25 protein-coding genes and 1 pseudogene are annotated in these 23,986 nt (G+C 34.1%); 16 read left to right on the forward strand and 10 right to left on the reverse strand.

The annotated features are described in order from the left end of the window. Positions 1–127 precede the first annotated feature (127 nt). From asnS to K0R77_RS16550, 3 genes are all read right to left on the reverse strand, one after another. On the reverse strand, positions 128–1,576 hold the full coding sequence (gene asnS / locus K0R77_RS16540) for an asparagine--tRNA ligase (protein WP_300354911.1): 1,449 nt from the start codon (positions 1,574–1,576) through the stop codon (positions 128–130). 123 nt (positions 1,577–1,699) lie between these two features. Further along, positions 1,700–2,299: a CDP-alcohol phosphatidyltransferase family protein gene (locus K0R77_RS16545; RefSeq protein ID WP_300354914.1), complete on the reverse strand. Its 600-nt coding sequence runs from the start codon at positions 2,297–2,299 to the stop codon at positions 1,700–1,702. Continuing rightward, positions 2,296–2,967 (reverse strand): hypothetical protein, encoded by a 672-nt coding sequence (locus tag K0R77_RS16550; RefSeq protein ID WP_300354917.1) that lies wholly within the window; start codon positions 2,965–2,967, stop codon positions 2,296–2,298. Before K0R77_RS16550 ends, K0R77_RS16545 begins: the two co-directional genes overlap by 4 nt. An 88-nt stretch (positions 2,968–3,055) precedes the next feature. Between K0R77_RS16550 and K0R77_RS16555 the strand changes: the two genes are divergently transcribed. Continuing rightward, positions 3,056–4,006, forward strand: coding sequence for a helix-turn-helix domain-containing protein (locus K0R77_RS16555; RefSeq protein ID WP_300354920.1), 951 nt, complete (start codon positions 3,056–3,058; stop codon positions 4,004–4,006). A gap of 105 nt (positions 4,007–4,111) precedes the next feature. Here the strand turns inward: K0R77_RS16555 and rimM are convergent, their stop codons facing one another. The 6 genes from rimM to K0R77_RS16585 all read right to left on the reverse strand — a co-directional run bounded on the left by rimM (position 4,112) and on the right by K0R77_RS16585 (position 7,406). Next, positions 4,112–4,654 (reverse strand): ribosome maturation factor RimM, encoded by a 543-nt coding sequence (gene rimM, locus K0R77_RS16560; protein WP_300354923.1) that lies wholly within the window; start codon positions 4,652–4,654, stop codon positions 4,112–4,114. A 12-nt stretch (positions 4,655–4,666) separates the two neighbouring features. Next, the gene (locus K0R77_RS16565) at positions 4,667–5,233 is read right to left on the reverse strand and encodes a 30S ribosomal protein S16 (protein WP_300354926.1); all 567 of its coding nucleotides are present in this window, start codon (positions 5,231–5,233) and stop codon (positions 4,667–4,669) included. A 169-nt stretch (positions 5,234–5,402) separates the two neighbouring features. Continuing rightward, a complete protein-coding gene (locus tag K0R77_RS16570; RefSeq protein WP_300354929.1) occupies positions 5,403–5,915 on the reverse strand; it encodes a nitroreductase family protein in 513 nt (170 codons plus the stop codon). A 48-nt stretch (positions 5,916–5,963) separates the two neighbouring features. Beyond that, on the reverse strand, positions 5,964–6,413 hold the full coding sequence (locus tag K0R77_RS16575; RefSeq protein ID WP_300354933.1) for a hypothetical protein: 450 nt from the start codon (positions 6,411–6,413) through the stop codon (positions 5,964–5,966). Between the two features lie 74 nt (positions 6,414–6,487). Beyond that, a complete protein-coding gene (locus K0R77_RS16580; protein WP_300354936.1) occupies positions 6,488–7,033 on the reverse strand; it encodes an SRPBCC family protein in 546 nt (181 codons plus the stop codon). Positions 7,034–7,130: 97 nt separating this feature from the next. Then, on the reverse strand, positions 7,131–7,406 hold the full coding sequence (locus K0R77_RS16585) for a nuclear transport factor 2 family protein (protein ID WP_300354939.1): 276 nt from the start codon (positions 7,404–7,406) through the stop codon (positions 7,131–7,133). A gap of 186 nt (positions 7,407–7,592) precedes the next feature. Here K0R77_RS16585 and K0R77_RS16590 point away from each other — a divergent pair, with 186 nt between their 5' ends. Beyond that, positions 7,593–9,611: a M3 family metallopeptidase gene (locus K0R77_RS16590; RefSeq protein WP_300354942.1), complete on the forward strand. Its 2,019-nt coding sequence runs from the start codon at positions 7,593–7,595 to the stop codon at positions 9,609–9,611. 24 nt (positions 9,612–9,635) lie between these two features. On the opposite strand, the gene xerA is transcribed toward K0R77_RS16590, so the two are convergent. Continuing rightward, complete coding sequence (gene xerA / locus K0R77_RS16595; protein ID WP_300354945.1) at positions 9,636–10,460, reverse strand: site-specific tyrosine recombinase/integron integrase; 825 nt, start codon at positions 10,458–10,460, stop codon at positions 9,636–9,638. A 233-nt stretch (positions 10,461–10,693) separates the two neighbouring features. Between xerA and K0R77_RS16600 the strand changes: the two genes are divergently transcribed. From K0R77_RS16600 to K0R77_RS16665, 14 genes and pseudogenes are all read left to right on the forward strand, one after another. Continuing rightward, the gene (locus K0R77_RS16600) at positions 10,694–11,656 is read left to right on the forward strand and encodes a WG repeat-containing protein (RefSeq protein WP_300354948.1); all 963 of its coding nucleotides are present in this window, start codon (positions 10,694–10,696) and stop codon (positions 11,654–11,656) included. A 171-nt stretch (positions 11,657–11,827) separates the two neighbouring features. Further along, a complete protein-coding gene (locus tag K0R77_RS16605) occupies positions 11,828–12,358 on the forward strand; it encodes a hypothetical protein (protein WP_300354951.1) in 531 nt (176 codons plus the stop codon). 4 nt (positions 12,359–12,362) lie between these two features. Then, positions 12,363–12,800, forward strand: a complete 438-nt coding sequence (locus K0R77_RS16610) for an SMI1/KNR4 family protein (protein ID WP_300354954.1) — start codon at positions 12,363–12,365, stop codon at positions 12,798–12,800. 177 nt (positions 12,801–12,977) lie between these two features. Next, a complete protein-coding gene (locus tag K0R77_RS16615; RefSeq protein ID WP_300354957.1) occupies positions 12,978–13,742 on the forward strand; it encodes a helix-turn-helix domain-containing protein in 765 nt (254 codons plus the stop codon). 72 nt (positions 13,743–13,814) lie between these two features. Further along, positions 13,815–14,306, forward strand: coding sequence for a DUF1398 domain-containing protein (locus K0R77_RS16620; RefSeq protein ID WP_300354960.1), 492 nt, complete (start codon positions 13,815–13,817; stop codon positions 14,304–14,306). Between the two features lie 287 nt (positions 14,307–14,593). After that, positions 14,594–15,055 carry a VOC family protein gene (locus tag K0R77_RS16625; RefSeq protein ID WP_300354963.1) on the forward strand — a complete coding sequence of 154 codons (462 nt, stop codon included), beginning with the start codon at positions 14,594–14,596 and terminating at the stop codon, positions 15,053–15,055. Between the two features lie 21 nt (positions 15,056–15,076). Then, complete coding sequence (locus K0R77_RS16630; protein WP_300354966.1) at positions 15,077–15,904, forward strand: SDR family NAD(P)-dependent oxidoreductase; 828 nt, start codon at positions 15,077–15,079, stop codon at positions 15,902–15,904. 23 nt (positions 15,905–15,927) lie between these two features. Next, positions 15,928–16,854: a helix-turn-helix transcriptional regulator gene (locus K0R77_RS16635; protein ID WP_300354969.1), complete on the forward strand. Its 927-nt coding sequence runs from the start codon at positions 15,928–15,930 to the stop codon at positions 16,852–16,854. 301 nt (positions 16,855–17,155) lie between these two features. After that, positions 17,156–17,560 carry a VOC family protein gene (locus K0R77_RS16640; protein WP_300354972.1) on the forward strand — a complete coding sequence of 135 codons (405 nt, stop codon included), beginning with the start codon at positions 17,156–17,158 and terminating at the stop codon, positions 17,558–17,560. Positions 17,561–17,746: 186 nt separating this feature from the next. Further along, a pseudogene (locus tag K0R77_RS16645) lies at positions 17,747–18,367 on the forward strand (class I SAM-dependent methyltransferase). 112 nt (positions 18,368–18,479) lie between these two features. After that, positions 18,480–19,475 (forward strand): SDR family NAD(P)-dependent oxidoreductase, encoded by a 996-nt coding sequence (locus K0R77_RS16650; protein WP_300354974.1) that lies wholly within the window; start codon positions 18,480–18,482, stop codon positions 19,473–19,475. Positions 19,476–19,675: 200 nt separating this feature from the next. Beyond that, positions 19,676–20,488: a helix-turn-helix domain-containing protein gene (locus K0R77_RS16655; protein WP_300354977.1), complete on the forward strand. Its 813-nt coding sequence runs from the start codon at positions 19,676–19,678 to the stop codon at positions 20,486–20,488. Positions 20,489–20,631: 143 nt separating this feature from the next. Further along, complete coding sequence (locus tag K0R77_RS16660) at positions 20,632–20,826, forward strand: YqaE/Pmp3 family membrane protein (RefSeq protein ID WP_300354980.1); 195 nt, start codon at positions 20,632–20,634, stop codon at positions 20,824–20,826. A gap of 726 nt (positions 20,827–21,552) precedes the next feature. Beyond that, positions 21,553–23,928, forward strand: a complete 2,376-nt coding sequence (locus K0R77_RS16665) for an outer membrane beta-barrel family protein (protein WP_300354983.1) — start codon at positions 21,553–21,555, stop codon at positions 23,926–23,928. The last annotated feature ends 58 nt before the right edge of the window (positions 23,929–23,986 follow it).

Raw genomic sequence — 23,986 nt, forward strand, 5'->3', positions numbered from 1 at the left:
AGTGGAGAGCGGGATGAAGCTCCCATGAAAATTAAGAGTAATAAGGTTATAGGTTAGAAAGTGATACTTATTCTGTACATAAAAAAACCTCTGAAGTTGTCAGAGGCTTAATATTTATATATGCAGCTTAAAATTCTGCATTTTTCGGAGTTCTCGGGAAAGGAATCACATCACGAATGTTGGTCATTCCGGTTACGAATAAAACCAATCGCTCTAAACCTAATCCAAAACCGGCATGAGGAACCGATCCGAATTTTCTTGTATCAAGATACCACCAAAGTTCGTGTTCGTCTACGTGCATTTCTGACATTTTCTGTTTCAAAACATCTAATCTCGCTTCTCTTTCTGATCCTCCGATGATTTCACCAATTCCAGGGAAAAGCACATCCATTGCCGCAACGGTTTTATTGTCGTCATTCAACTTCATATAAAATGCTTTGATTTCTTTTGGATAATCAAAGAGAACAACCGGGCATTCAAAATGTTTCTCTACCAAGAATCTTTCGTGCTCAGACTGAAGATCTGCACCCCACTCTTCAATAGGATAAGCGAATTTTCCTTTCTTATTCTCTTTTGAGTTTAATAAAATCTCAATCGCTTCTGTATAGCTAACTCTTTTGAAACGTTTAGAGATAACATTTTCAAGCTTTTCGATCAAACCTTCTTTGGCTCTTTCTTTTTCAGGTTTTGATTTTTGCTCTTCTTCAAAACGTTTATCTAAGAATTCAAGATCGTCTTTACAATTGTCTAGAACATACTGAATCACATATTTCAGGAAATCTTCTGCCAAATCGATGTTATCTTCAAGATTGTTGAAGGCAACTTCCGGCTCGATCATCCAGAATTCAGCTAAGTGACGGGTTGTATTTGAATTTTCTGCACGGAAAGTTGGTCCAAAAGTGTAGATTCTTCCCAATCCCATTGCTGCAGTTTCTCCTTCAAGTTGTCCCGAAACCGTTAAGTTGGTTTTTTTTCCAAAGAAATCCTGAGCAAAATCGATATCACCCTGCTCGTCTCTTGGAATATTATTTAAATCAAAGTTGGTTACGCCAAACATTTCACCTGCTCCTTCTGCATCAGCTCCTGTTACAATAGGAGTATTAATGTAAAAGAATTGGTTTTGGTTGAAGAAAGAGTGAATTGCAAAACTCACTGCATGACGTACTCTGAAAACCGCCCCAAACAAATTGGTTCTGAATCTTAAATGCGCCTGATCTCTTAACACTTCTAATGAGTGTTTTTTTGGTTGGAGAATCGTTTTATCTCTTTCTTCGGTAAAGTTATCACCCAAAATGATGATTTTTTTAGCAATAATTTCTACAGCTTGTCCGGCTCCCTGGCTTTCTACCACTTCACCCACAACTTTTAGAGAAGAAGCTGTGCTTATTTTACTGATAATCTCTCCGTCGAAATTTTCGAAATCAACAACAACCTGCAAATTATTAATCGTAGAACCATCATTAAGCGCAATGAAGCGGTTTGCACGGAAAGTTCTTACCCAACCGTAAACTGTAATGTCATGATGTAATACTTTTTTGTAATCCTGTAGGACTTCTTTAATCGTCTGCTTTTTCATTTGTTGATTTATAAATTCTTATATAAAAATTAATGTGTGCAAATTTACAAAAAACAGCGTAACTTTTAGTGATTACACTGTTTGATTTAAAAATGATTATTTCATTGATGCTTTTCTTCTTATTTAATTAAAAAAAGTAGTTTTTTTTCGTTGCTTTCCATTTTTAATTTCGCAGGCATGATAGAAACTTGGTACATCATACTGCCATTTTGGAAGAATTAAAATAATAAGGATCACATCTACATGAGAAATTATTCCTAAAATTATAGCCAAATAAAATGCCCAACCTGCCTGCTGAAATCCTATTAAATAAGTAAAAGAAATAAGTAAACTCAATCCCCACATTTTTGATAAAAATGCATGAGTACAGGTTTCTTTCCCGAATTTCAAGATACTTATTAAATAACAGAGAGCTTCCATGACAAAAATTAAGGTAATACTTTTCCATTCGTTTTTTATTAATTCAGGATTGAGAAAATACGCAGCAAATCCTAAAGAAAGCCAAAACACTAAATCAACCTGACTGTCGAGTCGTCTTAATTTTTCTGTGGAAACTCCAACTTTCCTCGCAATAATTCCATCAAAAATATCTGTCAGCAATCCGATGAACATTAAAGCTAAAATTACAAATCTTGATTCTTCGTCTTTTAAATAAGCTAAAAAGAAAATTACCGGTGCTAAAAGAAAGCGTATTGCTATTAATATATATGGTATATTTTTCATGATTTATTTTTTTCAGATTTAAAATTCCAGTTGATGATCGGAAATTTTCTTTTCTCGTTCACATTCCATAATCCAAACTGTAAACCTCGTAGATTTTTAGTTTTATTGACAATTCCTATTTGAACTCCTCTTAATTTTCCCGATTGATTAAACATTGAAATCTGCATTCCTTTAAAATCATTAGAATTATTGCCTAAAAAAGCCATGTTTAAACCAATTCCTTTCTCCGAACTATTAGCAAAACCTGAAATATGAACTCCATTTAAAATCCCTGAAGTATTGTTAAAAAAATTCACTGACAAACCGTTTGTCGTGCGTGAATGATGATACATTGAAATTCCAACACCGTTCAGTTTTTTACCATCCATCATTCCGCCTGTCGAAAGATGCAATCCATTCACCGTAATGGTTGATTTCTCTTCTGTAGGTACTGATATTGCTTGCGGAATTAAAGGATATAACAAACTAATAGGATTTACCTGAAAATTCACTCCATTAATTCTTTGTTTTTTATAATCATCCAGAATTCCAACGTTAAGACCGTCCGTATTTCTAATCTTTTTATTTTGCGGATTTACAGTAATAAATGAAGATTTTATTTTCAAACTGTCTTGTCCGAAAAACATTAAACTAATAAATAGTGCGATGATTGATAATTTCGTTTTCATAACATTTAATTTTAAATTATACTTCAAAGCTAATTTTGAAAACCAAAATTATGAATGCGATAAAAAATTAAAATAAATCTCTACATTTGTGAAAATCGCAAAAAACATGAATCAGGAAATTCTACTCAAACAAATCAGAAAGAAAATCGGGGATAAATCTTTGAATGACGAGATCGCCAATATTCTCAATATCAGTTACGATGCGGCACACCGAAGAACTTCGATGAAGGCAAAATTCAGTTTTGAAGAAGCGATAGAATTAGCAAAATATTATCAGATTTCTATTGATCAGTTTTTGGGATCGGAAAATCAGTTGGTAGTTAAAAGAACCAGACCTGTAAAAACACAGGAAGATTTACTGCATTTTTTTGAAAGTTCGTTGAAGATTCTGAATGTTTTCCAGAATATCAATCAGTCGAAAGTGTATTATTCTGCGAAAGACATTCCGTTTTTTTATACTATTTCAGATACCATTCTTTCCCGTTTTAAATTTTATGTCTGGATGAATTTGCTGAATGAAGACAAATTTTTGTGTTCTTTTGAAGATTTTGATCTTCCTTACCATTCACCAAAAAATGAAATGCTGAAAGATTTATATGAAAATCAGAACGTAACAGAAGTATGGAACGATACAACTATCATGAGTATTCTGATGCAGATTTCATTTTATTCTGAAATGGGACTTTTAAAATTCAAAGATATTGTCTTGATTTTGGAGGAAGTGAGAATTGTCCTGAGAAATATTGAATATAAAATTCAGCACAATCCTGAATTTAATTTTTATGTAAACGATTTAGTGATTTTAAGCAATAACATTTTATTTAAAAATGAATATCAGTCTTCGTTTTTCATTCCCTTTAATATGTTCGGTTATATGATGACGAATGATGAAAACACCTGTAATGACACATTGATTTATTTTGAACATGAAATCAAGAATTCAAAATCACTGAATACATCAGGAAACAGGGAAAGGAAAATGTTTTTTAATAAAATGTATGAGCAGATTGACGATCTGCAGGAGAAGTTGAAGAGGTAAGTGAATTTAGAGCTAGAGTTTAGAGTTTAGAGTTTAGAGTTTAGAGTTTAGAGTTTAGAGTTTAGAGCAAAATTACATTAAACTTGAACTGCTAAACTTAAAAATTTACTCATCCTTTTTGGAAGGAACCAGAAAAACATCAATCAAACCTTCAGGAAGTTCTATTTTGATATATCTTTCTTCTCGATTTACCTCAAGAATCCAGTCTTTGATCATTGGGATTACTACTTCTTTACCATATAAATTGGTAATAAAATAGTTTTGTGCAGTCTGATCATTTACAGATCTGATGACCCCGCAATCTTTATTATCCTGATCCATAATTTCAAAACCAATTACTTCGTGGTAATAAAATTGGTTTCCGGTAAGTTTTGGCAAAGTATTCAATGGAAGATAGACATTTTTACCTAAAGATTGATCTACTAAAGCCTCGGAGGAATTTTTAAATGCAATATTAAGAGCATCAAGTTTGCTCCATGATGATTTTTCAATAAAAAAAGGAACCAATAATCCGTTGATTTCAACGAATATTGATTCCAATTTATTGTAAAGCTCGGGTTGGTCTGTATCCAATTTAAGGATAACGTTTCCCGCAAGGCCGTGTCTGCGCGTGATTTTTCCTAAAAAATAGCAATCTTCTTTACGCATACCGGTTTGTTGTTAAGCTTCAGTGTTTTCTTCAGTTTCAGCAGCAGGAGCTTCTCCTTCTGTAGCTTCAGTAGCAACTTCTTCAGCAGGTGCGTTTGCAGCCTCTTCAGCAGCTTTAGCGTCAGCTTCTACTTGTGCAGCAGCAGCAATTCTAGCTTCATTTACTTTAGTTTCAGCCTCGAAAGCAGCTTTCTTAGCATCAGCCTGAGCTTTAGATAAACCTTCTACTTTACCTTGTACTTTTTGTTCTTTTGATTCTAACCAAGCAGCAAATCTTTTTTCAGCTTCAGCCTCATCAAAAGCTCCTTTAGCAACACCACCTTGTAAGTGTTTTTTGTAAAGAACTCCTTTATAAGAAAGAATAGCTCTTGCAGTATCAGTTGGCTGAGCACCGTTGTTTAACCACTTTACAGCAGAATCAACGTTCAAATCAATAGTAGCAGGGTTAGTAATTGGGTTGTAAGTACCTAGTTTCTCGATGAATCTACCATCTCTTCTAGCTCTTGCATCTGCAACCACGATGTGGAAAAAAGGTCTCCCTTTTGATCCGTGTCTTTGTAATCTAATTTTTACTGACATAATGTTTGAATTTTAAGGGAACTCGTCCCAGTTAAATATTTAAGTGTGCAAAGATAAGTAAAAAATCTAATTTAACAATTAATAAATGTAACAATTTATCAATTGGACAATGTAGCAACCCGTCAAGAATTTTTCACTGTTCAACTGGTAAATTTTCACACCTGTTAGATTAATCAAGTTTCCCCATATAGAAAAGTCCCAGACATTTTTGATTTTCTTCAATAGTCAAAGACTCTTTCAAATAGTCTACAATTTTTGGCGAACTCCAGTAGCACCCTACTCCATTTGCGGTACAGGTAAGATACATATTCTGAACGGCCATAGAAACAGCGGCGATTTCTTCCCACTCCGGAACCATTCCGCTGAAATTGACAATAATAGAAACTACAGCATCAGCTTTGTTGATTTTAAAGCCAATATCATTATATTTTTTTTCTAAAAAAACTTGCGGAGCTTGTGTAGACTTGTAGATTTCCTGCATTTCCAAAGCTAATTTTGCTTTTTCTTCGCCTTTGAAAATTTTAAAACGCCAAGGTTTTGTACGTTTATGATTGGGAGCAAATTTTGCCGAATTTAAAATCTCTTCAATGATTTCCTTTGAGATTTCTGTTTCAGAATAATCTTTTGGAAAGATACTTTTTCTTTGCTCTATGATTTCTTTTAAAACTTCTGCTTTATTCATAGACACAAAATTACGGAAAAAGTTAGAAGTTAGAAGTTAGAATCAAAATTAGAGAACCTCAATAATTTCCTGATGAATATTGTTTAAGGTAAATGCGTTTCCAGACTGCATCCCCATCATTTTTTTCGCCATCGGACTTTCAGAGGAGATTGCGTAGAAACGGTCGCCTTCAAAAAAGAATTCGCCCAAAGAAACAGAAATGTAAAAACGGGCTTTGTTGGTAATCACCAGTGAACCCAATTGTACTCTTTTAGTAGCTGCAGGAAGCACTCTTGCCATATTGGTTTTCAAATCATTCAACGCTGCGAGTTGTCTTTGCATCTGGTAAATTTCTTCCTGCATTTCTTCACGCATACTGTCATATTTCGGAGTTTTCTTGATATCCCGACTGGCTTCTAAAGTAAATTCTATAAAGTTTTTTAGTTTTTCTATTTTTTCTGAAATCACGCTTTTCACATAATTTCTTATGTTGTTTTTCTCAAATACTGTCTTCTCCATGTATCGTAATCTTTACATAAAGATAATATTTTTTTATTAAAAAAGCCTTTCAATAATTTTGAAAGGCTTCTATTCTATTTTTCTGAAATCTGCTTCAAACTTTGCAGACCTTCATCATAAGATTTTTTCATTTGCCCATCCATGAAAGGTTTCATCGGAAGCATAAAAGTTGCCATTTCCGTTTTCATTCTCCAGATAACTTTTGTAACGTTGCTTTTTTTCTCAATTTTTATATCCGAAAAAGCCAAACCTTCAAACGGTCTTTCGAATTTGATAATACTTGATACAAAACCATTACTATTGCCGTAATATCCTAGGTTTGTAATTTCCTGACATCCTTTACCGGCATCATCAGATGTACTGTCCCAACAGAATTTATCTCCAATACTTCCGCTGTTTCCTGTGTACGTACGCTTCATTGCAGGGTCTAATTTCATCCACGGATTCCATTCGTTGATCTTTTCCATAGAATTGATATGACTCCACACCTGATCAGGAGATGCATTGATCTCAATTGATCTTTCACAAGAATACTCTTTGCTGAAAGCCAACATTGCAATTACAACGTAGGCTACTAATAAAAGGACAATAATTCCTAAAATTTTAAAAAATCTTTTCATCGTTTATATAATTTAAGTTATTTTTTTTGCATTAAATAAGACACCAACTTTTTGATCAGCCCGTTTTCCATTTCAAAAACATCACAGAAATCGGCATTCAGAATATCTCCGTTTTTAAAACTGGCGAGACTACATTTCCTTCTGCAATCACCACATTATTTTCTTCCGTCATTCTAAAAACCGTTATTTTTGGCTTTCCGGTGAAGTTTTCGTTTTCTATTTCTTTGTCAAATTCCTCTTTGCCGTGATGCAGATAAACTCCGGGCATTTCCCAGATCACATCTTCGGTGAGACAACTTAAAATTTGTTCGTGATTGGTTTCCTGAAAAGAATCCATGTATTTCCGGACAGTTTCTTTGTTTTGAGACCTCATTTTAGTTTTCTATTAATTTTTAAAATCAAAATTACACTTTCAGACGAAATTACAACTTTCCTTATGACAAGAAAATCAGCAAAAGGCATTTTTGTCATATCTTTTTGTCGGGGCATTGTTTTTGAGCAACCAGAAGCTGAATCAAATTCATTTCATTAAATTTACAACCATTATAAAAATACATCAATGAATATTTTAACCGAAAATTTTAATACACCATATCATTCAGCACCATTTGATCAGATTAAAAATGAAGATTTCCTTCCTGCTTTTAAAGAATTAATTCAGAAATCTGAAGCAGAAATCGATGCCATCATCAATAATAATGAAGAGCCTACTTTTGAAAATACGATCGAAGCTTTGGCTTTTTCCGGAGAAAAACTGGATATAGCTTCCAATATTTTTTTCAATTTAAATTCTGCAGAAACGAGTGATGAGTTGCAACAAATTGCACAGGAAGTTTCACCAATTTTAACTGAATATTCGTCAAAAATCTCTCAAAACGAAGCTTTATTTAACAGAATTAAAAAAGTTTATGATGAGAAGGAGAAATACAATCTAAACGAAGAACAGCAAATGCTTTTGAATGAAACTTATAAAGGTTTTGTAAGAAGTGGTGCTCTTTTAAACGAAGAAGACAAGGAAAAATTAAAGAAAATCAGTATGGATTTGTCTTTGAAATCTCTAAAATTTGGACAAAACGTTTTGGCATCCACAAATGCTTATTTCAAACATATTACCGATAAAAAAGATTTAGCAGGAATTCCTGAAGCAATCACTGACCAATATGCAGAAGAGGCTAAAGAGAGAAATCTTGAAGGCTGGGTTGTCACTTTACAATATCCAAGCTATATTCCTTTTATGACATATGCTGAAAACCGTGAACTGAGAAAAGAACTGGCTTTGGCAAACGGTAAAAAATCTTTCGATGGTGGAGAATTTGACAATCAGAACCTCATCAAAGAACTTTTGAATTTAAAACAGCAAAAAGCTGAACTTTTAGGATATGCAAACTATGCAGATTATGTTTTGGAAGAAAGAATGGCAAAATCTCCGACCAAAGTTTTAGATTTTTTAAATGAACTTTTGATAAAAGCAAAACCTTACGCAGAAAAAGAAATTGAAGAATTAAAATCCTTAGCAAAAGCTGACGGAATTGAAGAAATGCAAGGTTATGACCATGCTTTTTATGCCGAAAAACTCCGTAAAGCAAAATACGATCTGAATGATGAGGAACTGAAACCTTATTTTCCACTTGAGCAAGTTCAGGAAGCAGTTTTTGGATTATCAAATCAACTTTTCGGATTGACTTTTGTGGAAAGAAATGACGTTCCTAAATATCATGAAGATGTAAAAATATATGAAGTAAAAGAGGATGGTGAGTATAAATCTCTTCTTTACGTTGATTATTTCCCGAGAAAAGGCAAAAGAGCCGGAGCCTGGATGACGAGTTATAAAAATCAATACAAAAAATACGGTGAAAATTCACGTCCGCATATTTCTATCGTTTGTAATTTCAGCAAACCGACAAAAGATACACCGAGTTTATTGACTTTTCAGGAAGTAACGACTTTATTCCACGAGTTTGGTCATGCACTTCACGGAATGTTGGCAAATACACAATATCCGAACTTGTCTGGAACTTCTGTGAAATGGGATTTTGTAGAATTACCATCTCAATTTCTCGAAAACTTCTGCTACGAACCTGAATTTTTGAAAACTTTTGCCAAACATTACAAAACAGGTGAAGTTTTACCTGACGAAAAAATCGAAAAAATTGCACAGTCTAAAAATTTCATGGAAGGTTACCAGACCATGAGACAGCTTGGTTTTGGAATTTTGGATATGAATTATCATACGAAGGTTGCAGAGCTGGAGAATAAAAGTGTAAAAGAGTTTGAGGATGATTACACAAAAGCGACCCAATTGTATCCTTCAAATTCTGAAACAGCGATGAGTCCTAGTTTTTCGCATATTTTTCAGGGTGGATATTCTGCAGGATATTATTCTTACAAATGGGCAGAAGTTCTGGATGCCGATGCATTCCAGTATTTTAAAGAAAACGGAATTTTCAATCCTGAAATTGCTACAAAATATAAAATTCTTCTTTCTTCAGGCGGAACAAAAGACCCCATGGAACTCTATAAAAATTTCAGAGGAAGTGAGCCGAAAGTGGAAAGTTTGCTGAAGAGAGCATTTGGATAACATTCAATCCAAAGTCCAAAAGATTTAAGTATCAAGCGGACTTTGGATTTTTCGTTTTTTTAAATCAGTAATATGTGTATAAATCTGAGTGGTCAGAAGACTGCTATGCCCCAAAAGCTCTTGAACATATCTGATATCTGTTCCATTTTCAATAAGATGCGTTGCAAAACTATGTCTTAAAATGTGGGGAGTTACAGGCTTAGGTATTTTTGCTTTCAAAGCAGCTTGTTTTACAATCTGCTGTACACTTCTTGCTGAATACTGTTCGCCTACGCTTCCTTCAAAAAGGTAAATTTTAGGTGAATTATTCTTAAAATATTCTCTAAGCAATGGCAAAACAGACTGAGGAAGCATTACATAACGGTCTTTTTTACCTTTTGACTGAATAATTGAAATGATTCCTGCGTTAGAATCTATATCTGTAATTTTGAGATTCACCAACTCACTGACTCTCAACCCGCAACCATACAAAAGGCTTATTATAGATTTGTGTTTTAAATTTTCTGTAAGATTGAGCATTTTTAAAATATCTTCTTTGTTGAGATATTTGGGCAATGAGCGCTCTACCCTTTTCGGGTAAAGATGAGAAAGAGAAAATTTTCTGTTGAACACCACTTCATAAAACAGTTTGATGCTTCCTAAAATATGTTTCTGATATGATTGTGAAATGTTCTTTTCTTTAATTTCTCTGTAAATATATTTCTCAACAATATTCTCATCAACTTCTTCTACGGAAACATTATGGATGGCTTTAAAAAAAGAAGCTAAGGTCGAAATATAAGTTTTAATAGTATACGGGCTGTATCTTGCTATTTCAAGCTTTTGTCTGAATATTTTTGAATATTTCATCTGGTTGTGTTTGTATCAAAAATACAAAAATATTCGCCAATCCAAAAAAATACAAAAAAATTTTAATTGATATAAATTAATAATAGCCAACACTTTAAAGCAATTTTCAAAAACTACAGGAAAGCAGCTTTGCGAATATTATATAAATTAGATTGACGCAATGCGTAAATTTGGGAGTTAGCGGCTACTTTACGGACGACACTACAACGACTAACAAATGCTAGAATAGAAAAATGAGCGACAATTTATTTCAAGTTACAAAAGACGGTAAGTCAGGTTTTATTAACGACAAGGGACAGGTAGTAATTGACTTGGTGTTTGACGGTGTGTCTTCTTTCTCTGAGGGACTTGCTAGGATTTTCGTTGGTGACAAAGTTGGTTTCATTGACACTAAAGGTAACATCAAGATTCCACCGAAGTTTGACACAGTATCAGGATTTTCTGAAGGAATGGCATCTGCCACATTAGGTGACAAATATGGTTACATTGACACATCTGGCAATTTCATTATGGAACCAAATTTTTATCGTTGCTGGGACTTTGAAAATGGGTTTGCTCTTGTCATGCAGGAAGTAGTTTCAACAGGTTGCTTTATTGACAAGTTTGGTGCTATCAAACTAAACGGGAGAAATTTTTTGGTTTCAAAATATAGTGAAGGACTAATAAACTGTTCTGAAAATGGAGATTGGGGTTTCATTGACATCAACGGCAATTTCATTATTCCACCAACTTACAAATACGCAAGAGAATTTTCCGAAGGTAAAGCAGCTGTTTCTCCGAAAAAGATAAACGGCAAAGCAAACAAGAAGGAACTCTACGCTTTTATCAACAAGGAAAATGAAATTATAATTCCACCATTATTTACTGGTGCTGACATTCGTTTTTCAGATGGTATGTGTGCAGTATGGGACAAGGGTTACGGCTACATCAACAATGCAGGACAACTTGTAATTCCTTGCGACCTTTACTTGGGTCAGCATTTTTCAGAAGGACTTGCCGTTGTTAAACCAAATGGAAAAGGCAAAGAGTATGGTTACATTGACAAGACAGGAGCAATGATAATAAAGCCAACTTTTACTCTTGCGGAAAGTTTTGAAAATGGACTTGCATCAGTTACAATCGGTAAAAAATATGAAGAGTTCAAATATGGCTATATTGACAAAAGTGGAAAATATGTTTGGGAACCGACAAGATAAAAAAGCAGCCACTAACATTGTATTGGCAATAGTGGGGCTGACAGATGTAAATTCAACATTTGTAATTCTATTGGGCATTTGTGCAAATGTTGGGCTGGCATTTTTCAAATGCCCCACCATCGCCAATACGTAAACCGTTAGTGGCAATTTTAAAATAATACACTACCAAAAATGAAAATCATTCCAATAGAAGAAATAAGAACGATGCTTTTAGTTGAGAATTCTAGTAAACATAATTTTCCTAAAACTGTAAATTATAAATTTGACACGCTCTATTCAGAAATTGTAACTCAAATCAAAACAATTGAAATTTCATCTGAGTGCATTTTATTCAACAGCGTTGAAGCTCATAATACGACAAAAGAATTTTCAGACAAAAGCTATTGGACAGAAAACATAACTTCTGCTGAAATAGAAATTTTTTGGTTCTTCGGTCAAAACGGACAAGGAGATTTTTGGCTATTTGACAAGAATAATAAAGTCCTATTTTACGACCATAACCAGGAAGAATTAAGCCCAATAAATTTTATAAACCTTGGCATTAATTTTCAACAATGGTTGCAATTTTCGTTTTTAAACAAACAACTTGATGAAATTTATGATACAATTGGGGAACTAGACAACCAAACAAAAATTGAGTTTAAAAAACAACTTCACTCAATAAACGAAAATTTATTAGAAAATTATCCCTTTGAAATATAAGCAAATGACAAGTGAGTTTAAAAATGCAATAGATAAATATTTTTCATCAGAAGAAACCAAAATTTTTCTGAAAGAGAGAAACGAAGAAAAAGATATTCAACAAACAGAAAAAGAGTTAAACATAACGTTTGACAATTCTTATAAATATTTACTTTTAAATTATGGAGATGCTTATGTAGGAATTGATTTGCTTCCTTGCACAAAAAGAGGTTCAAAAAAAGCAGAACAAACCATTCTTGAAATTACAAAATCATTTAGAAGTACTTATTTAGAATTTCAGGTTTGTAATGAAATCCAATCAAGCTATGTAATTTCTATTGACGGTTCAGGAGACCCAATATTTATTACACAAAATGGAAATGTAAAAATATATTATCACGACAACAACGAAATTGAAAAACTTGCTGAAAATTTAGAAGAATTAATATTGAATAACATATAAAAAACTGCACATAACAAGGGTTTTGCGTCAGGCGGGCTGAAGTGCAAAATTCAACGGTAGTTTTTCAATTGAACTTTAGTAATAACATCGGCTTTTATGCTTCGATTTCCCGCCCGAACGCAAAGCCCCGAAACGTTGTAGGCAATTTTACAAAACCCGTTCCCAACAGAAAGACCAATGAAATTTGACAAACATTTTCCGACTGAACAATTAAAACCCTACATCAAATATTTTGTAGTGTCGGAGAATGAATTGGAAAATGAATACAAAGTTTTTCCGTCATCGGGACTTGTTATCGGGTTTCAGTATAAAGGACAACTTGCAACTGTGAAAGACAATACCGAAAGCAAACTGACAACGGCAGGAATTACAGGAATTACCGATGGCTACAAAATCTTCAAAAATTCGGCTAACATTGGAACCATTTTGGTTTACTTTACTGAAATTGGCTTTACGCATTTCGTTTCCCATCCTGCAAATGAACTCTTTAATTTAAGTCTTTCACTTGACGACATTTTTGACAAAAACAATGTAATCGAAGTTGAAGAAAAATTAACAATTGCCACCACAGACAAACAACGCATAAAAATAGTTGAGCAGTTTTTACTATCTCAACTCAAAGACATTGAAACCGACAAATTAATTGTTGAAGCGGTTAAACTTATTTACCAAAGTAACGGGACAATCCGAATAAAAGAATTGAACGAAAAACTATTTATTAGCCAAAGTCCGTTTGAAAAGCGATTTAGAAAAGTGGTAGGAACAACAGCCAAAAAATTTGCTTCTATTGTTCGTTTCAACACAGTTCTTGACAATCTAAATGATAGTAAATCGCTGACCGAAATCTGCTACGAAAACAATTTTTTTGACCAAGCTCATTTCATAAAAGACTTTAAACAATTTACAGGCGACACACCCGAAAATTTTAAACGATTTTTGTAGAAAAACGATTTTTTACAATGGCAACGATTTTAAGAATTACAACTTTGCATCGTAATCATAACGCAAAAAGCAATGAAGAAAATAATTATAAAATCAACAATCATTTTCGCAAGTATGAGTATTATGGTTGCGTGTAATTCAACAAATCGCTTAACAATTAAAAACAAAGAAGAAATGTTTACAGTAGAACAAATCAAAGCGGCTCACAGCAAAGTGAAATCAGGTGCAGACTTTCCTGCTTACATCCAAGACATTAAAAAATTGGGTGTTACTTATTATGAAACTTTTGTTTCAGATGGACACACCGACTATTATGGGGCAAATGATTACAAAACTTCATCATCTGCAAAGTATGACACGTTACAGGTTGCCGACATTTCAAACATTGAGCAGTTTAAAATAGACATTAAAGCTCATCAACAAGGGAAGACAGATTATCAAACTTTCTGTAATGATTGTGCCAAAGCAGGACTTGAAAAATGGGCAGTTTGTATGGAAAAAATGACTTGTACCTATTTTGATAAAGCAGGAAATGAAATGTTGGTGGAACAGATACCACAATAAAAACTGCCTACAACATCGGTTTGGCAAAAGCAGGGCTGAAGTGCAGACTTCAGCTTTTGTGCTTCTATAAAACTTTTATACATTAGCCGAACGGAAGTGCTTCGATTGCCACACCATTGCAAAGCCTTAATCCGTTAGCTGCAATGGCAACAACCAACAACCAACAACCACAACATCCCGACAGGAAGCAATAAAGAAAAACGTCATTTCAACTACAACAATACTCATTCAAGACACAACCAATCGTAACCATTTGCTGAATTTTGTTCCATTAAAATTATTATAGAATGGACAAGACAACGATTCAAATCCCTGCTAAAAATGCCCAAAGTATTTTCAGTAGTATTCGAGGTGCACACGTCGCCCTTAGAGTTCCCGATTTTGAAGCCAGCAAAAAATGGTATGTAGAAAAACTTGATTTCCGGGTTATTCACGAATGGCCTTTTGGCGACCTTCAATTGGCTTATTTGGCCCCTCCCAACGATGACAATTTTTGGATAGAACTATTGGCAGGAGCTAACCCAAAACCACAAACCACTTTTACAGACCTGAACGAAAGCCTTCACCCTGCTGGTTATCATCATTTTTGTTTGAATGTAACGAGCGTGGATGAAACACTTGCCGAATTAAAAAGAAGAAATGTTTCCACTATTGGCGAACCTTTCGACCTAGCTGTTATCGGCAAAAGACTTGCATTTTTTGCTGACTTAGATGGCAACCTTATTGAGTTGGCAGAAACAATTGGTTAATAATCATTAGAATAAATTGAAATGGAAAAGACAATATTTATTACAGGAGCATCGGCAGGCTTAGGCAAGGCAACAGCTAAATTATTTCAATCAAAAGGTTGGCATGTAATTGCTGCCATGCGAAACCCTGCAAAAGAGACAGAACTCAATCAATTAGAAAATATAAATTTGGTGTCGCTGGACGTTACCAATGTTTCACAGATCAATGAAACAATTAAGAGTATCATTGAAAACCAGAACGTTGATGTTGTGTTCAACAATGCAGGTTATGGTTTGGGAGGAGCTTTGGAGTATGCAACTGACGAACAAATTCTACAACAAATAGAGACCAACCTTACAGGTGTTATCAGAGTTACTAAAGCTTTTATTCCCTATTTCAAACAAAAAGAAGCAGGGCTTTTTATTACAACCACTTCTATTTTTGGATTTTCGTCTTGTCCTTTGTCCAGCGTTTACAACGCTACCAAATGGGCATTGGAAGGATTTAGCGAAAGCATTTCATACGACCTTGCTTTATTTAATGTCGGAATTAAAACCGTGGCATCAGGAGGCATAAAAAGTAATTTTGTAAATGCAATGCAATTTGCCGGAGGTAATGAATATGAAGTTCTAAACGAAAGCATGGGCAAACTCATCAGCAATGGGCAGCTTTTTCAGTTTAATGAAGTTGAAGAAATAGCAGCAGTGGTATATGAAGCAGCAACAGATGGCAAAGACCAATTAAGATATTTAGCGGGTACGGATGCTGAACAAACAGATCAACAGCGGTTGCAGGAAGGTGCAGAAAATTTTAGAAAAAAATTGAGGCAATCTCTGCATATTAAGTCCCCCTTTGAAATGATAGTATAATCCTATTGTATAAATTTGTAGTAATGGGAAAACAGGAAAGACTACCGCAATCATTTAATTCTATTTCAGAATTGCATAAAGCATTGGGTTTGCCTAAGCCCTTACATCCATTGGTAAGTTTAGTAAACTATGCCGATATAAAACTGCCCGATGAAGAGATACCCAAATTGCTGTTACTTAATTTCTATAAAGTTTCTTTCAAATTTAACTTTACGGGAAAAATCAGGTACGGACAAGGCTATTACGATTTTAATGAAGGTGGTTTGTGTTTTTATTCGCCCAACCAAATTATAGCAAGTGCTGAAGAGGACAATGATTATTCAGGTTATACACTACTAATTCATCCTGATTTCATCCGCAATTATTCAATCTCAACACGGATTAAAACTTTTGGCTTTTTTTCATATGCTGCCAATGAGGGTCTTTTCGTTTCCGACAAAGAACGTCAAACACTTTTATCTGTTTTTGGAAATATACAAGAGGAGCTGAATACATCTATTGACGAATTTAGCCAGGATGTAATGGTTTCGCATATTGAGGTTTTACTCAATTACAGCAACCGTTTTTACAGACGCCAATTCATTACACGAAAAGCGGTCAACCACCATTTGCTTGCCCAAATGGAACAAATTTTAAATGACTATTTCGACAAACATGAAAGTTTACAAAACGGACTTCCAACGGTAGAATATTTGGCAGGGGGATTAAATGTTTCACCAAGATATTTAAGCGATATGCTTCGTTCCTTAACCGGACAAAATGCACAACACCACATTCACGAAAAGCTCATTGAAAAGGCAAAAGAATATTTAGCATCCACGCAATTATCGGTATCAGAAATCGCCTATCAATTAGGGTTTGAACATTCACAATCCTTCAACAAATTATTTAAAAAGAAAACTAACCTGACACCAATAGAATATAAACAGTCATTCAACATAAAAGAATAAAAATTGCCACTAATACACGAAATAAATATGCAACAATTCTTACTAAAACCCATTTGTGTATTTGTGAAAAAAACGTTTTTTACAATTACGAAGATTTTAAGTATTGCAACTCTGCATCGTAATCTTAAAGCGAAAAACAATGAAAAAATCATCTTAAAATCAATCATCATTTTAAACCGCACAAACTAACATTAAAAGATTTTTTGGACACCAAAGAAAAAAACTTTACCATACCTGACATACAGTTGTCATAATGCCATTCTACTTTTGTGTTATTATTAATTTAAAAACAAAAAGAAAAATGGGTAAAGCAAATTTAGTATCAGTAAGAATAATTACCGCTGACATAAAGCGATTGGTTCAGTTTTTTGAGGATGCAACAGGTACAAAAGCTAAATGGGCAACAGATGACTTTGCAGAGCTTATATCTGAGGCTTTTACCCTGGCAATTGGAAGTACACGAACATTGGCTTTCTTCGGAGAAGGCGTTGCTGAACCTGCGACTAACAAAAGTATTATTATAGAGTTCCTTGTTGAGAATGTAGATGATAATTACGAAATGATTAAAGGTTTAACAAATGAAATTGTTCAGAAACCGACAACAATGCCTTGGGGTAATCGTTCACTATTATTTCGTGATCCGGACGGGAATTTAATTAATTTTTTCACCCCTGTAAGTGACGAAGCAAAAAAGAAATTCGCATAAAGAATAAGCACAACCGATAACACGGGGTTTTTACAATATTTGAGCAAAAGGAAGTAATTAAACATTAATAATTTTAATGAAACTTTTGGACTAAATTTGGACTAAAGGAATCCTAATCCCAACATCGAAAACCACGAAATGTTGGTGGTAACCAAACAAAGCAATCGTACAAACAATTAGCAGAAAATGAACGGCACAAATAGAAAAAACCATTGAGAGACAGTTTATGAAACTAAAGACCCAGACCAAGTAAGCTGGACACAAGAAATCCCAAAAATTTCGCTTGACTTTATTTCTTCTTTTGGTGTCACAAAAGATGCTAAAATCATTGATATTGGTGGTGGCGACAGCAAACTTGTGGACTATTTGCTTGGCAAAGGTTTTGAAAACATAACTGTTTTAGATATTTCTGAAAAAGCACTTGAAAAAGCCAAAAATCGTTTGGGTGAAAAAGCCGAAAAAATAAATTGGATTGTTAGCAACATAACAGAATTTGAGCCCAACACGACTTTTGACATTTGGCACGACAGAGCAACTTTTCATTTTTTGACAACGACTGAGCAGGTTGAAAAATATATGGAAACCGCAAGAAAATCTGTAACAGGTTTTATGACAATCGGAACTTTTTCAGAAAACGGATCGACAAAATGTAGCGGACTTGAAATTAAACAATACACAGAAAAAACTTTGACTGACGAATTTAAAAACAGTTTTGACAAAATTCGTTGCGTAACAGAAGACCATATAACGCCATTTAATACAACACAATTTTTTTTGTTTTGCAGTTTCAAAAAACAAGAAAATTAGGCTGAAAAGCAACATCAACAAGTGAACTTTTAAACAAAGCGTATTCGGACTTCTGAACAAAGTCATCTGAAACAATCCCATCTACCTTTGTCTCAATAAAAATTTTAAAATAATGGGACAAACAAATTACAACGGAGCATTACAGCATCCGATCGATTCGGACTTCAACGCAAAATCAACTTCAGCAGAAGTAATCAAAGGAATTGACCTTACAGGTAAAACTGCCGTTGTAACAGGCGGAAACACAGGCATTGGATTGGAAACAGTCAAAACGCTTGCAAAAGCTGGTGCAACAGTCGTTGTTCCGGCAAGAGACATTGAAAAAGCACAAAAAAATCTGCAAGGAATTGCCAACGTTGAAATAGTAGAAATGGACTTAATGAACCCTAAATCTATAGACATATTTGCTGGAAATTTTCTGGCTTCGGAAAGACCATTGCATTTGCTTATTAACAATGCAGGAATTATGTGGGTTCCCTTACGTAGAGACAATCGTGGAATTGAGTCTCAATTAGCCGTCAATTATTTGGCACAATTCCAACTTACAGCTAAATTATGGACTGCATTAAAAAAAGCCAATGGAGCAAGAGTGATAAATGTTTCTTCACAAGGACACCAATTTGCACCTTTCAATTTTGAAGACCCGAATTTTGAACATCGGGAATACGAAACCCTGCAAGCTTACGGGCAATCAAAAACCGCTGTTAATTTATTTTCTCTTGAATTAGACGGCCGGGCAAAAGAGTTTGGTGTAAGAGCATATTCTTTGCATCCAGGTTCTATTGCAGGAACAGAATTAGGAAGAGAAGCACCATTAGAGCTGTTTATAAAAATGGGATTTTGTGATGAAAAAGGAAATATGCTCCCCGAAGTGACCGCTTCACTCAAAACAATTCCGCAGGGTGCATCTACAACAATCTGGTGTGCAACAAGTCCGCAATTAAACAACATTGGCGGTGTGTATTGTGAAGACACTAACATTGCTGAATTAGCTTTGAGCCCAGACGTTTCAGCAGGAGTAAAACCGTACTCATTAGATGAAACCAATGCAAAACGTTTATGGCTATTAAGCGAAACATTGACAGGCATTACATTTAACGTTATATGATTGCCTAAAAAAGCGGACGAATTATTATTTTTTGCCACGAATAAACGAGTTTTTTTACCTAAAATCAGGTGAATTTTCATTCAAAAGAAAAATTAAAGATTGAATTCGAGCATTCGTGGTTACTCTTTATCATTGGTCCAAATAAAGAATAGTTATTTAGCATTAATTGATAATTGTACCTTTGCAACTACACAAACAATATGGAATTTCATCTAAAATATATAACAGACGATATTAAACTTTCTTCTTACGAAGACAAGTTATTTAAAACGGAGGTCGTTTTTGATCACCATATGCTTGTGTGGTTCATTTCGGGTGAAACAAAGATCATTCAGGCAGACCAAAGTTATTTGTTTACACCAGGTGATATTTTTCTTATTCCGAGAAATCAGTTGGCGACAATTATCAATTATCCAAAAGACGGGCTCCCACACAAGTCTGTAGTAATGCACTTGTCTATTGACCGACTTAGAGCATTCTATGCTAATGAGACCTTAAAAACAAAAATTACCGCTACACAAAAAATTCTAAGTTTTGATAAACATCCATTATTAGAAAGTTGCCTTGCTTCGCTGATACCTTACTTTGATGTGCAGGAAAAATTTCCCGAAAATATTGCTTCATTAAAAATCACAGAAGCAATCTCTATCCTCAGAACGATTGACAAAAGCATTGACAACATATTGGCAAACTTTGAAGAACCCTATAAAATTGAGTTAGCAGATTTTATGGAAAAGAACTTTATGTTTAATATGCCTTTGGAAAAGTTTAGTTACCTGACAGGACGCAGTTTATCAACTTTTAAGCGAGATTTTAAGACCATTTACGGCACAACCCCACAACGTTGGCTGACACAAAAGCGTTTAAAATTGGCACATTACCAACTTACCGAAAAAAATAGAAAACCTGTTGAAGTGTATTTAGAAACAGGATTTGAAAACTTATCGCATTTTTCATACGCTTTCAAAAAACATTTCGGAGTAACACCCACAGAACTTGCCGACAGACGCTAATAACTGTTGGCTTTTATTTGAAACCGACCGACATTGAAAAATAAATGGCAGATTAAAAGATTGTATTTTGTATAAAGTCAAATATAGACCTTCGGATAACAAGATTAATTTTTAAATAATTACTTTTATAAAAAATAATCATCATGCTACTTGCAATTCTTTTACCATTTTTATCATTCATCGTTCGTGGAAAAATTTTCACCGGAATTATTTGTTTCATTTTACAGATCACTATCCTCGGCTGGATTCCCGCTGCAATCTGGGCAGCGTTATCTTTACAAAATGCAAGAGCTGAGAAGAGAAATGAAAAATTGATTCGGGCGGTGAGAAAAAGCTAAGGATTTATTCCATCTAAGAAATAGGTAGATTTAGAATTTTCAAAATTAATTAGATAAACACCTATCACTGAATGATTGCATCGTTAGTTTATTTTCCTCTGGTTTTGGTTATTAAAAAGTTACAGAAGATTCGCAATTGATATTTTATTTATTGTTGCAGAAATTCAGTTCTCGTCAATTTTATGTAAAAACAATACACCTGTCATTGAAAAAATTGATAATTAAGTTATGGTCGATTCATATTCTCATTATTATTACGCTTTTTGTGGTGTATAGAATTGTCATTGCTTCAAAAGTATCGACTGACACAAATTTATTCGAAGCTTTCTTACATATTTTGGAAATCCTGTTAGATCTGGGATTCTCAATCATGTACCTTTTTGGAATGATCGCTTTTTCACTACTCTTTTTTCTTAATCTATTTGAGCAAATCAGGAATAATTACTTTTTATCACTTCTTACTTTTTTGGGACTGCCATCTGCTTTTCTCATTTATTGATTTATCAATTGATTATCATTCATACAGTGTTCTGACGACCTTTGTTATTTTCTCAATAGTTTATCTATTAATTACAACTATAGAATTTTTAATTTTTAGGAAAAAGAATTGTAAAACTGTAGTTAAAAGATAAACAATCGTACTTAAAATCAAATACTTAAAAATTATCTCCCACTGTGTTGTAATATTTTACCATTTACGGTTGTCTTAATAGTAAAATAATATACATGAATAAAAAAATAGTTCTTCTTTTTGCGATTGCCTCATCAGCATTTATATCTGCACAAAGTATTGAAGGAACCATTACCGATAAATCTCATCAGCCTGCTATCGATACCGAAATTCTTTTAACCAAAGAAAATTCAAAATTCTCTGCCATCACAGACGAAAAAGGAAAATTTAAAATCCCATTGAAAGAAGATGGAAATTATATTTTACAGATCATCAAAGACGGTATTACCACAAACACAGAAAACATTACCGTAAAAGGAAATCTCCTTAAGAACGTTGAAATAAAAGAAGAAAACGCACCTGCCGAACAAAAAATAGAAGGGGTAACCATGACGGCGAAGAAAAAACTTTTTGAAAGAAAAGTAGATCGATTGGTTTTTAATGTTGAAAATTCTGTTGCCTCCCAAGGAATTGATGCAGTGGAAGCTTTGGCGAAAACCCCAATGGTTCGTGCAACCGATGACGCAATTTCCATTGCAGGAAAAAGCAATGTCGCAATTATGGTCAATGATCGATTACTTAATCTTTCCGGGCAGGAAATGATCAATTATCTTAAAACTTTGCGTTCAGATGATATTGCAAAGATCGAGGTAATCACTACTCCACCCGCAAAATATGAAGCGGAGGGAAAAAGCGGATTAATCAATATTGTTTTAAAAAAGAACACAAGTCTCGGCTGGAACGGCTCTTTGCAGACATCCGGGAGTTATTACTGGAACAGACCGGCAGTTTCTACGAGAAGCGGAGCAAGCTTTAATTATCAGGGTAAAAAACTTTCCATCACAACCAACTTATCTTTGGGTGACAACTATTGGGAACAGAAATCATACAATTACCTTACAGGAAAAGGAAATACAGATTATTGGAATACCGACAGCAGAGGTTCAAATAACTACCGCTACAAAGGCGGAAATATAAAAAGTGAATACAAAATCAACGATAAAAACCTGGTCGGGGTCAATTACAATTATTCGTATAGCAATCCGATAGAACAGGCAAAAAACTATACTCAAAGACAGACTGATAATGTTCAACAGAATTTTTATTCGGATTCGGATAACAGAAATATCAGAAAAGTACACAATGCCACAGCTTTTTATGATCTAAAATTAGATACACTGGGAAGCAAACTGAGTCTTTCAGCGAATGTAATGCTAAACGATGCCAATGCAAAAAACCTTTACAATACAGTTACAGATGTTACAACCTCATCATTTGTAAATCCTATAAGTCAATATAAAATCTACTCCGGACAGGCAGATCTTGAAAAGAATTTTGCAAAAATAAAAACAGAAGCCGGATTAAAATATACAACCATTAAAAATGATTCCTACTTCAATTTTTTTGATATTGAAAACGGGCAGAATATCAGAAATACCGCTCGAAGCAATGACTTCTTTTATAACGAGCAAAACTACGCTGCATACGCTTCCACAAGTTTTAAAATCAATGAAAAATGGGATGCCAAAGCTGGATTGAGGTATGAATACACCAACCTCGAAGGAATCTCTGTCAACGACAACATCACCACAAACATCAAATACGGCAAATTTTTTCCTACCGCATATCTGAGCTATAAAGCAAATGACAACAATACGTTCTCTGTAAATTATTCGCGAAGAATCAGTAGACCGTATTTTGGAAATCTGAATCCTTTTAAATACATTATTTCAGAGTTTGAGTACAGAACCGGAAACCCGTATTTATTGCCGTCTTTCTCAGATAACCTGGAATTCGGATATGTTTTAAAAAATAATTTCAACATTACCGCTTATTATAATTACAACAAAAACAATTCAGACAGAATTCAGGTTGTTGAAGGAAACCAGAAATACAGCATTGTAAAGAATTTTTATAATGAAGATCAGGCAGGAATCAATATTTCATACAATTATAACAAACTGAAATGGCTTGAATCTAATATTTTTGTCAACGGTTTTTATGCCAAATCAAAATCTTATGACCCACAAGCAGTTGCTGCGGCTGCAGGATATGGAGCCAATTTTAATTTTGATAACAATTTCTTTTTAAACAAAGAAAAGACCGTCACCATCATGCTTGGATTATGGAGTAACATCCCCAACAGAAGCGGAAATACCTATTTTAATGGTAATTTCTCAGCTTATTCCGGAGTAAAATTAAATCTGATGCAGAAAAACTTAATGATCAATCTTTACGTAAATGATTTACTGAATACCAACCGTGAAAAAGGAACAGAATATTATCCAAACTATGATGTCGAATATTATAATAAAGTAATTACAAGAAACATTTATCTTTCCGTAACCTACAAATTCGGAAACAACAATGTAAAAGGAGCAACCAAACAGGTGAAGTTTGAGGAATCAAGCAGAGCCGGTGGCGGAAGTTAGTTTTTTTTGAAGCGATAACTGTGGTTATCGCTTTTCTTTTTGAAAATTGATTGATAAT

The sequence above is a fragment of the Chryseobacterium sp. genome (assembly GCF_029240215.1).
GTDB lineage: Bacteria > Bacteroidota > Bacteroidia > Flavobacteriales > Weeksellaceae > Chryseobacterium.

Coding starts and splice junctions, on each gene's coding strand:
- K0R77_RS16545 (WP_300354914.1), bottom strand. CDS start 2,299: ATGAAAAATATACCATATATATTAATAGCAATACGCTTTCTTTTAGCA.
- asnS (WP_300354911.1), bottom strand. CDS start 1,576: ATGAAAAAGCAGACGATTAAAGAAGTCCTACAGGATTACAAAAAAGTA.
- K0R77_RS16610 (WP_300354954.1), top strand. CDS start 12,363: ATGACAAGTGAGTTTAAAAATGCAATAGATAAATATTTTTCATCAGAA.
- K0R77_RS16640 (WP_300354972.1), top strand. CDS start 17,156: ATGGGTAAAGCAAATTTAGTATCAGTAAGAATAATTACCGCTGACATA.
- K0R77_RS16580 (WP_300354936.1), bottom strand. CDS start 7,033: ATGAAAAGATTTTTTAAAATTTTAGGAATTATTGTCCTTTTATTAGTA.
- K0R77_RS16570 (WP_300354929.1), bottom strand. CDS start 5,915: ATGAATAAAGCAGAAGTTTTAAAAGAAATCATAGAGCAAAGAAAAAGT.
- K0R77_RS16600 (WP_300354948.1), top strand. CDS start 10,694: ATGAGCGACAATTTATTTCAAGTTACAAAAGACGGTAAGTCAGGTTTT.
- K0R77_RS16660 (WP_300354980.1), top strand. CDS start 20,632: ATGCTACTTGCAATTCTTTTACCATTTTTATCATTCATCGTTCGTGGA.
- K0R77_RS16605 (WP_300354951.1), top strand. CDS start 11,828: ATGAAAATCATTCCAATAGAAGAAATAAGAACGATGCTTTTAGTTGAG.
- K0R77_RS16590 (WP_300354942.1), top strand. CDS start 7,593: ATGAATATTTTAACCGAAAATTTTAATACACCATATCATTCAGCACCA.
- K0R77_RS16655 (WP_300354977.1), top strand. CDS start 19,676: ATGGAATTTCATCTAAAATATATAACAGACGATATTAAACTTTCTTCT.
- K0R77_RS16575 (WP_300354933.1), bottom strand. CDS start 6,413: ATGGAGAAGACAGTATTTGAGAAAAACAACATAAGAAATTATGTGAAA.
- K0R77_RS16650 (WP_300354974.1), top strand. CDS start 18,480: ATGGGACAAACAAATTACAACGGAGCATTACAGCATCCGATCGATTCG.
- K0R77_RS16615 (WP_300354957.1), top strand. CDS start 12,978: ATGAAATTTGACAAACATTTTCCGACTGAACAATTAAAACCCTACATC.
- K0R77_RS16635 (WP_300354969.1), top strand. CDS start 15,928: ATGGGAAAACAGGAAAGACTACCGCAATCATTTAATTCTATTTCAGAA.
- xerA (WP_300354945.1), bottom strand. CDS start 10,460: ATGAAATATTCAAAAATATTCAGACAAAAGCTTGAAATAGCAAGATAC.
- K0R77_RS16565 (WP_300354926.1), bottom strand. CDS start 5,233: ATGTCAGTAAAAATTAGATTACAAAGACACGGATCAAAAGGGAGACCT.
- rimM (WP_300354923.1), bottom strand. CDS start 4,654: ATGCGTAAAGAAGATTGCTATTTTTTAGGAAAAATCACGCGCAGACAC.
- K0R77_RS16620 (WP_300354960.1), top strand. CDS start 13,815: ATGAAGAAAATAATTATAAAATCAACAATCATTTTCGCAAGTATGAGT.
- K0R77_RS16665 (WP_300354983.1), top strand. CDS start 21,553: ATGAATAAAAAAATAGTTCTTCTTTTTGCGATTGCCTCATCAGCATTT.
- K0R77_RS16550 (WP_300354917.1), bottom strand. CDS start 2,967: ATGAAAACGAAATTATCAATCATCGCACTATTTATTAGTTTAATGTTT.
- K0R77_RS16630 (WP_300354966.1), top strand. CDS start 15,077: ATGGAAAAGACAATATTTATTACAGGAGCATCGGCAGGCTTAGGCAAG.
- K0R77_RS16585 (WP_300354939.1), bottom strand. CDS start 7,406: ATGAGGTCTCAAAACAAAGAAACTGTCCGGAAATACATGGATTCTTTT.
- K0R77_RS16625 (WP_300354963.1), top strand. CDS start 14,594: ATGGACAAGACAACGATTCAAATCCCTGCTAAAAATGCCCAAAGTATT.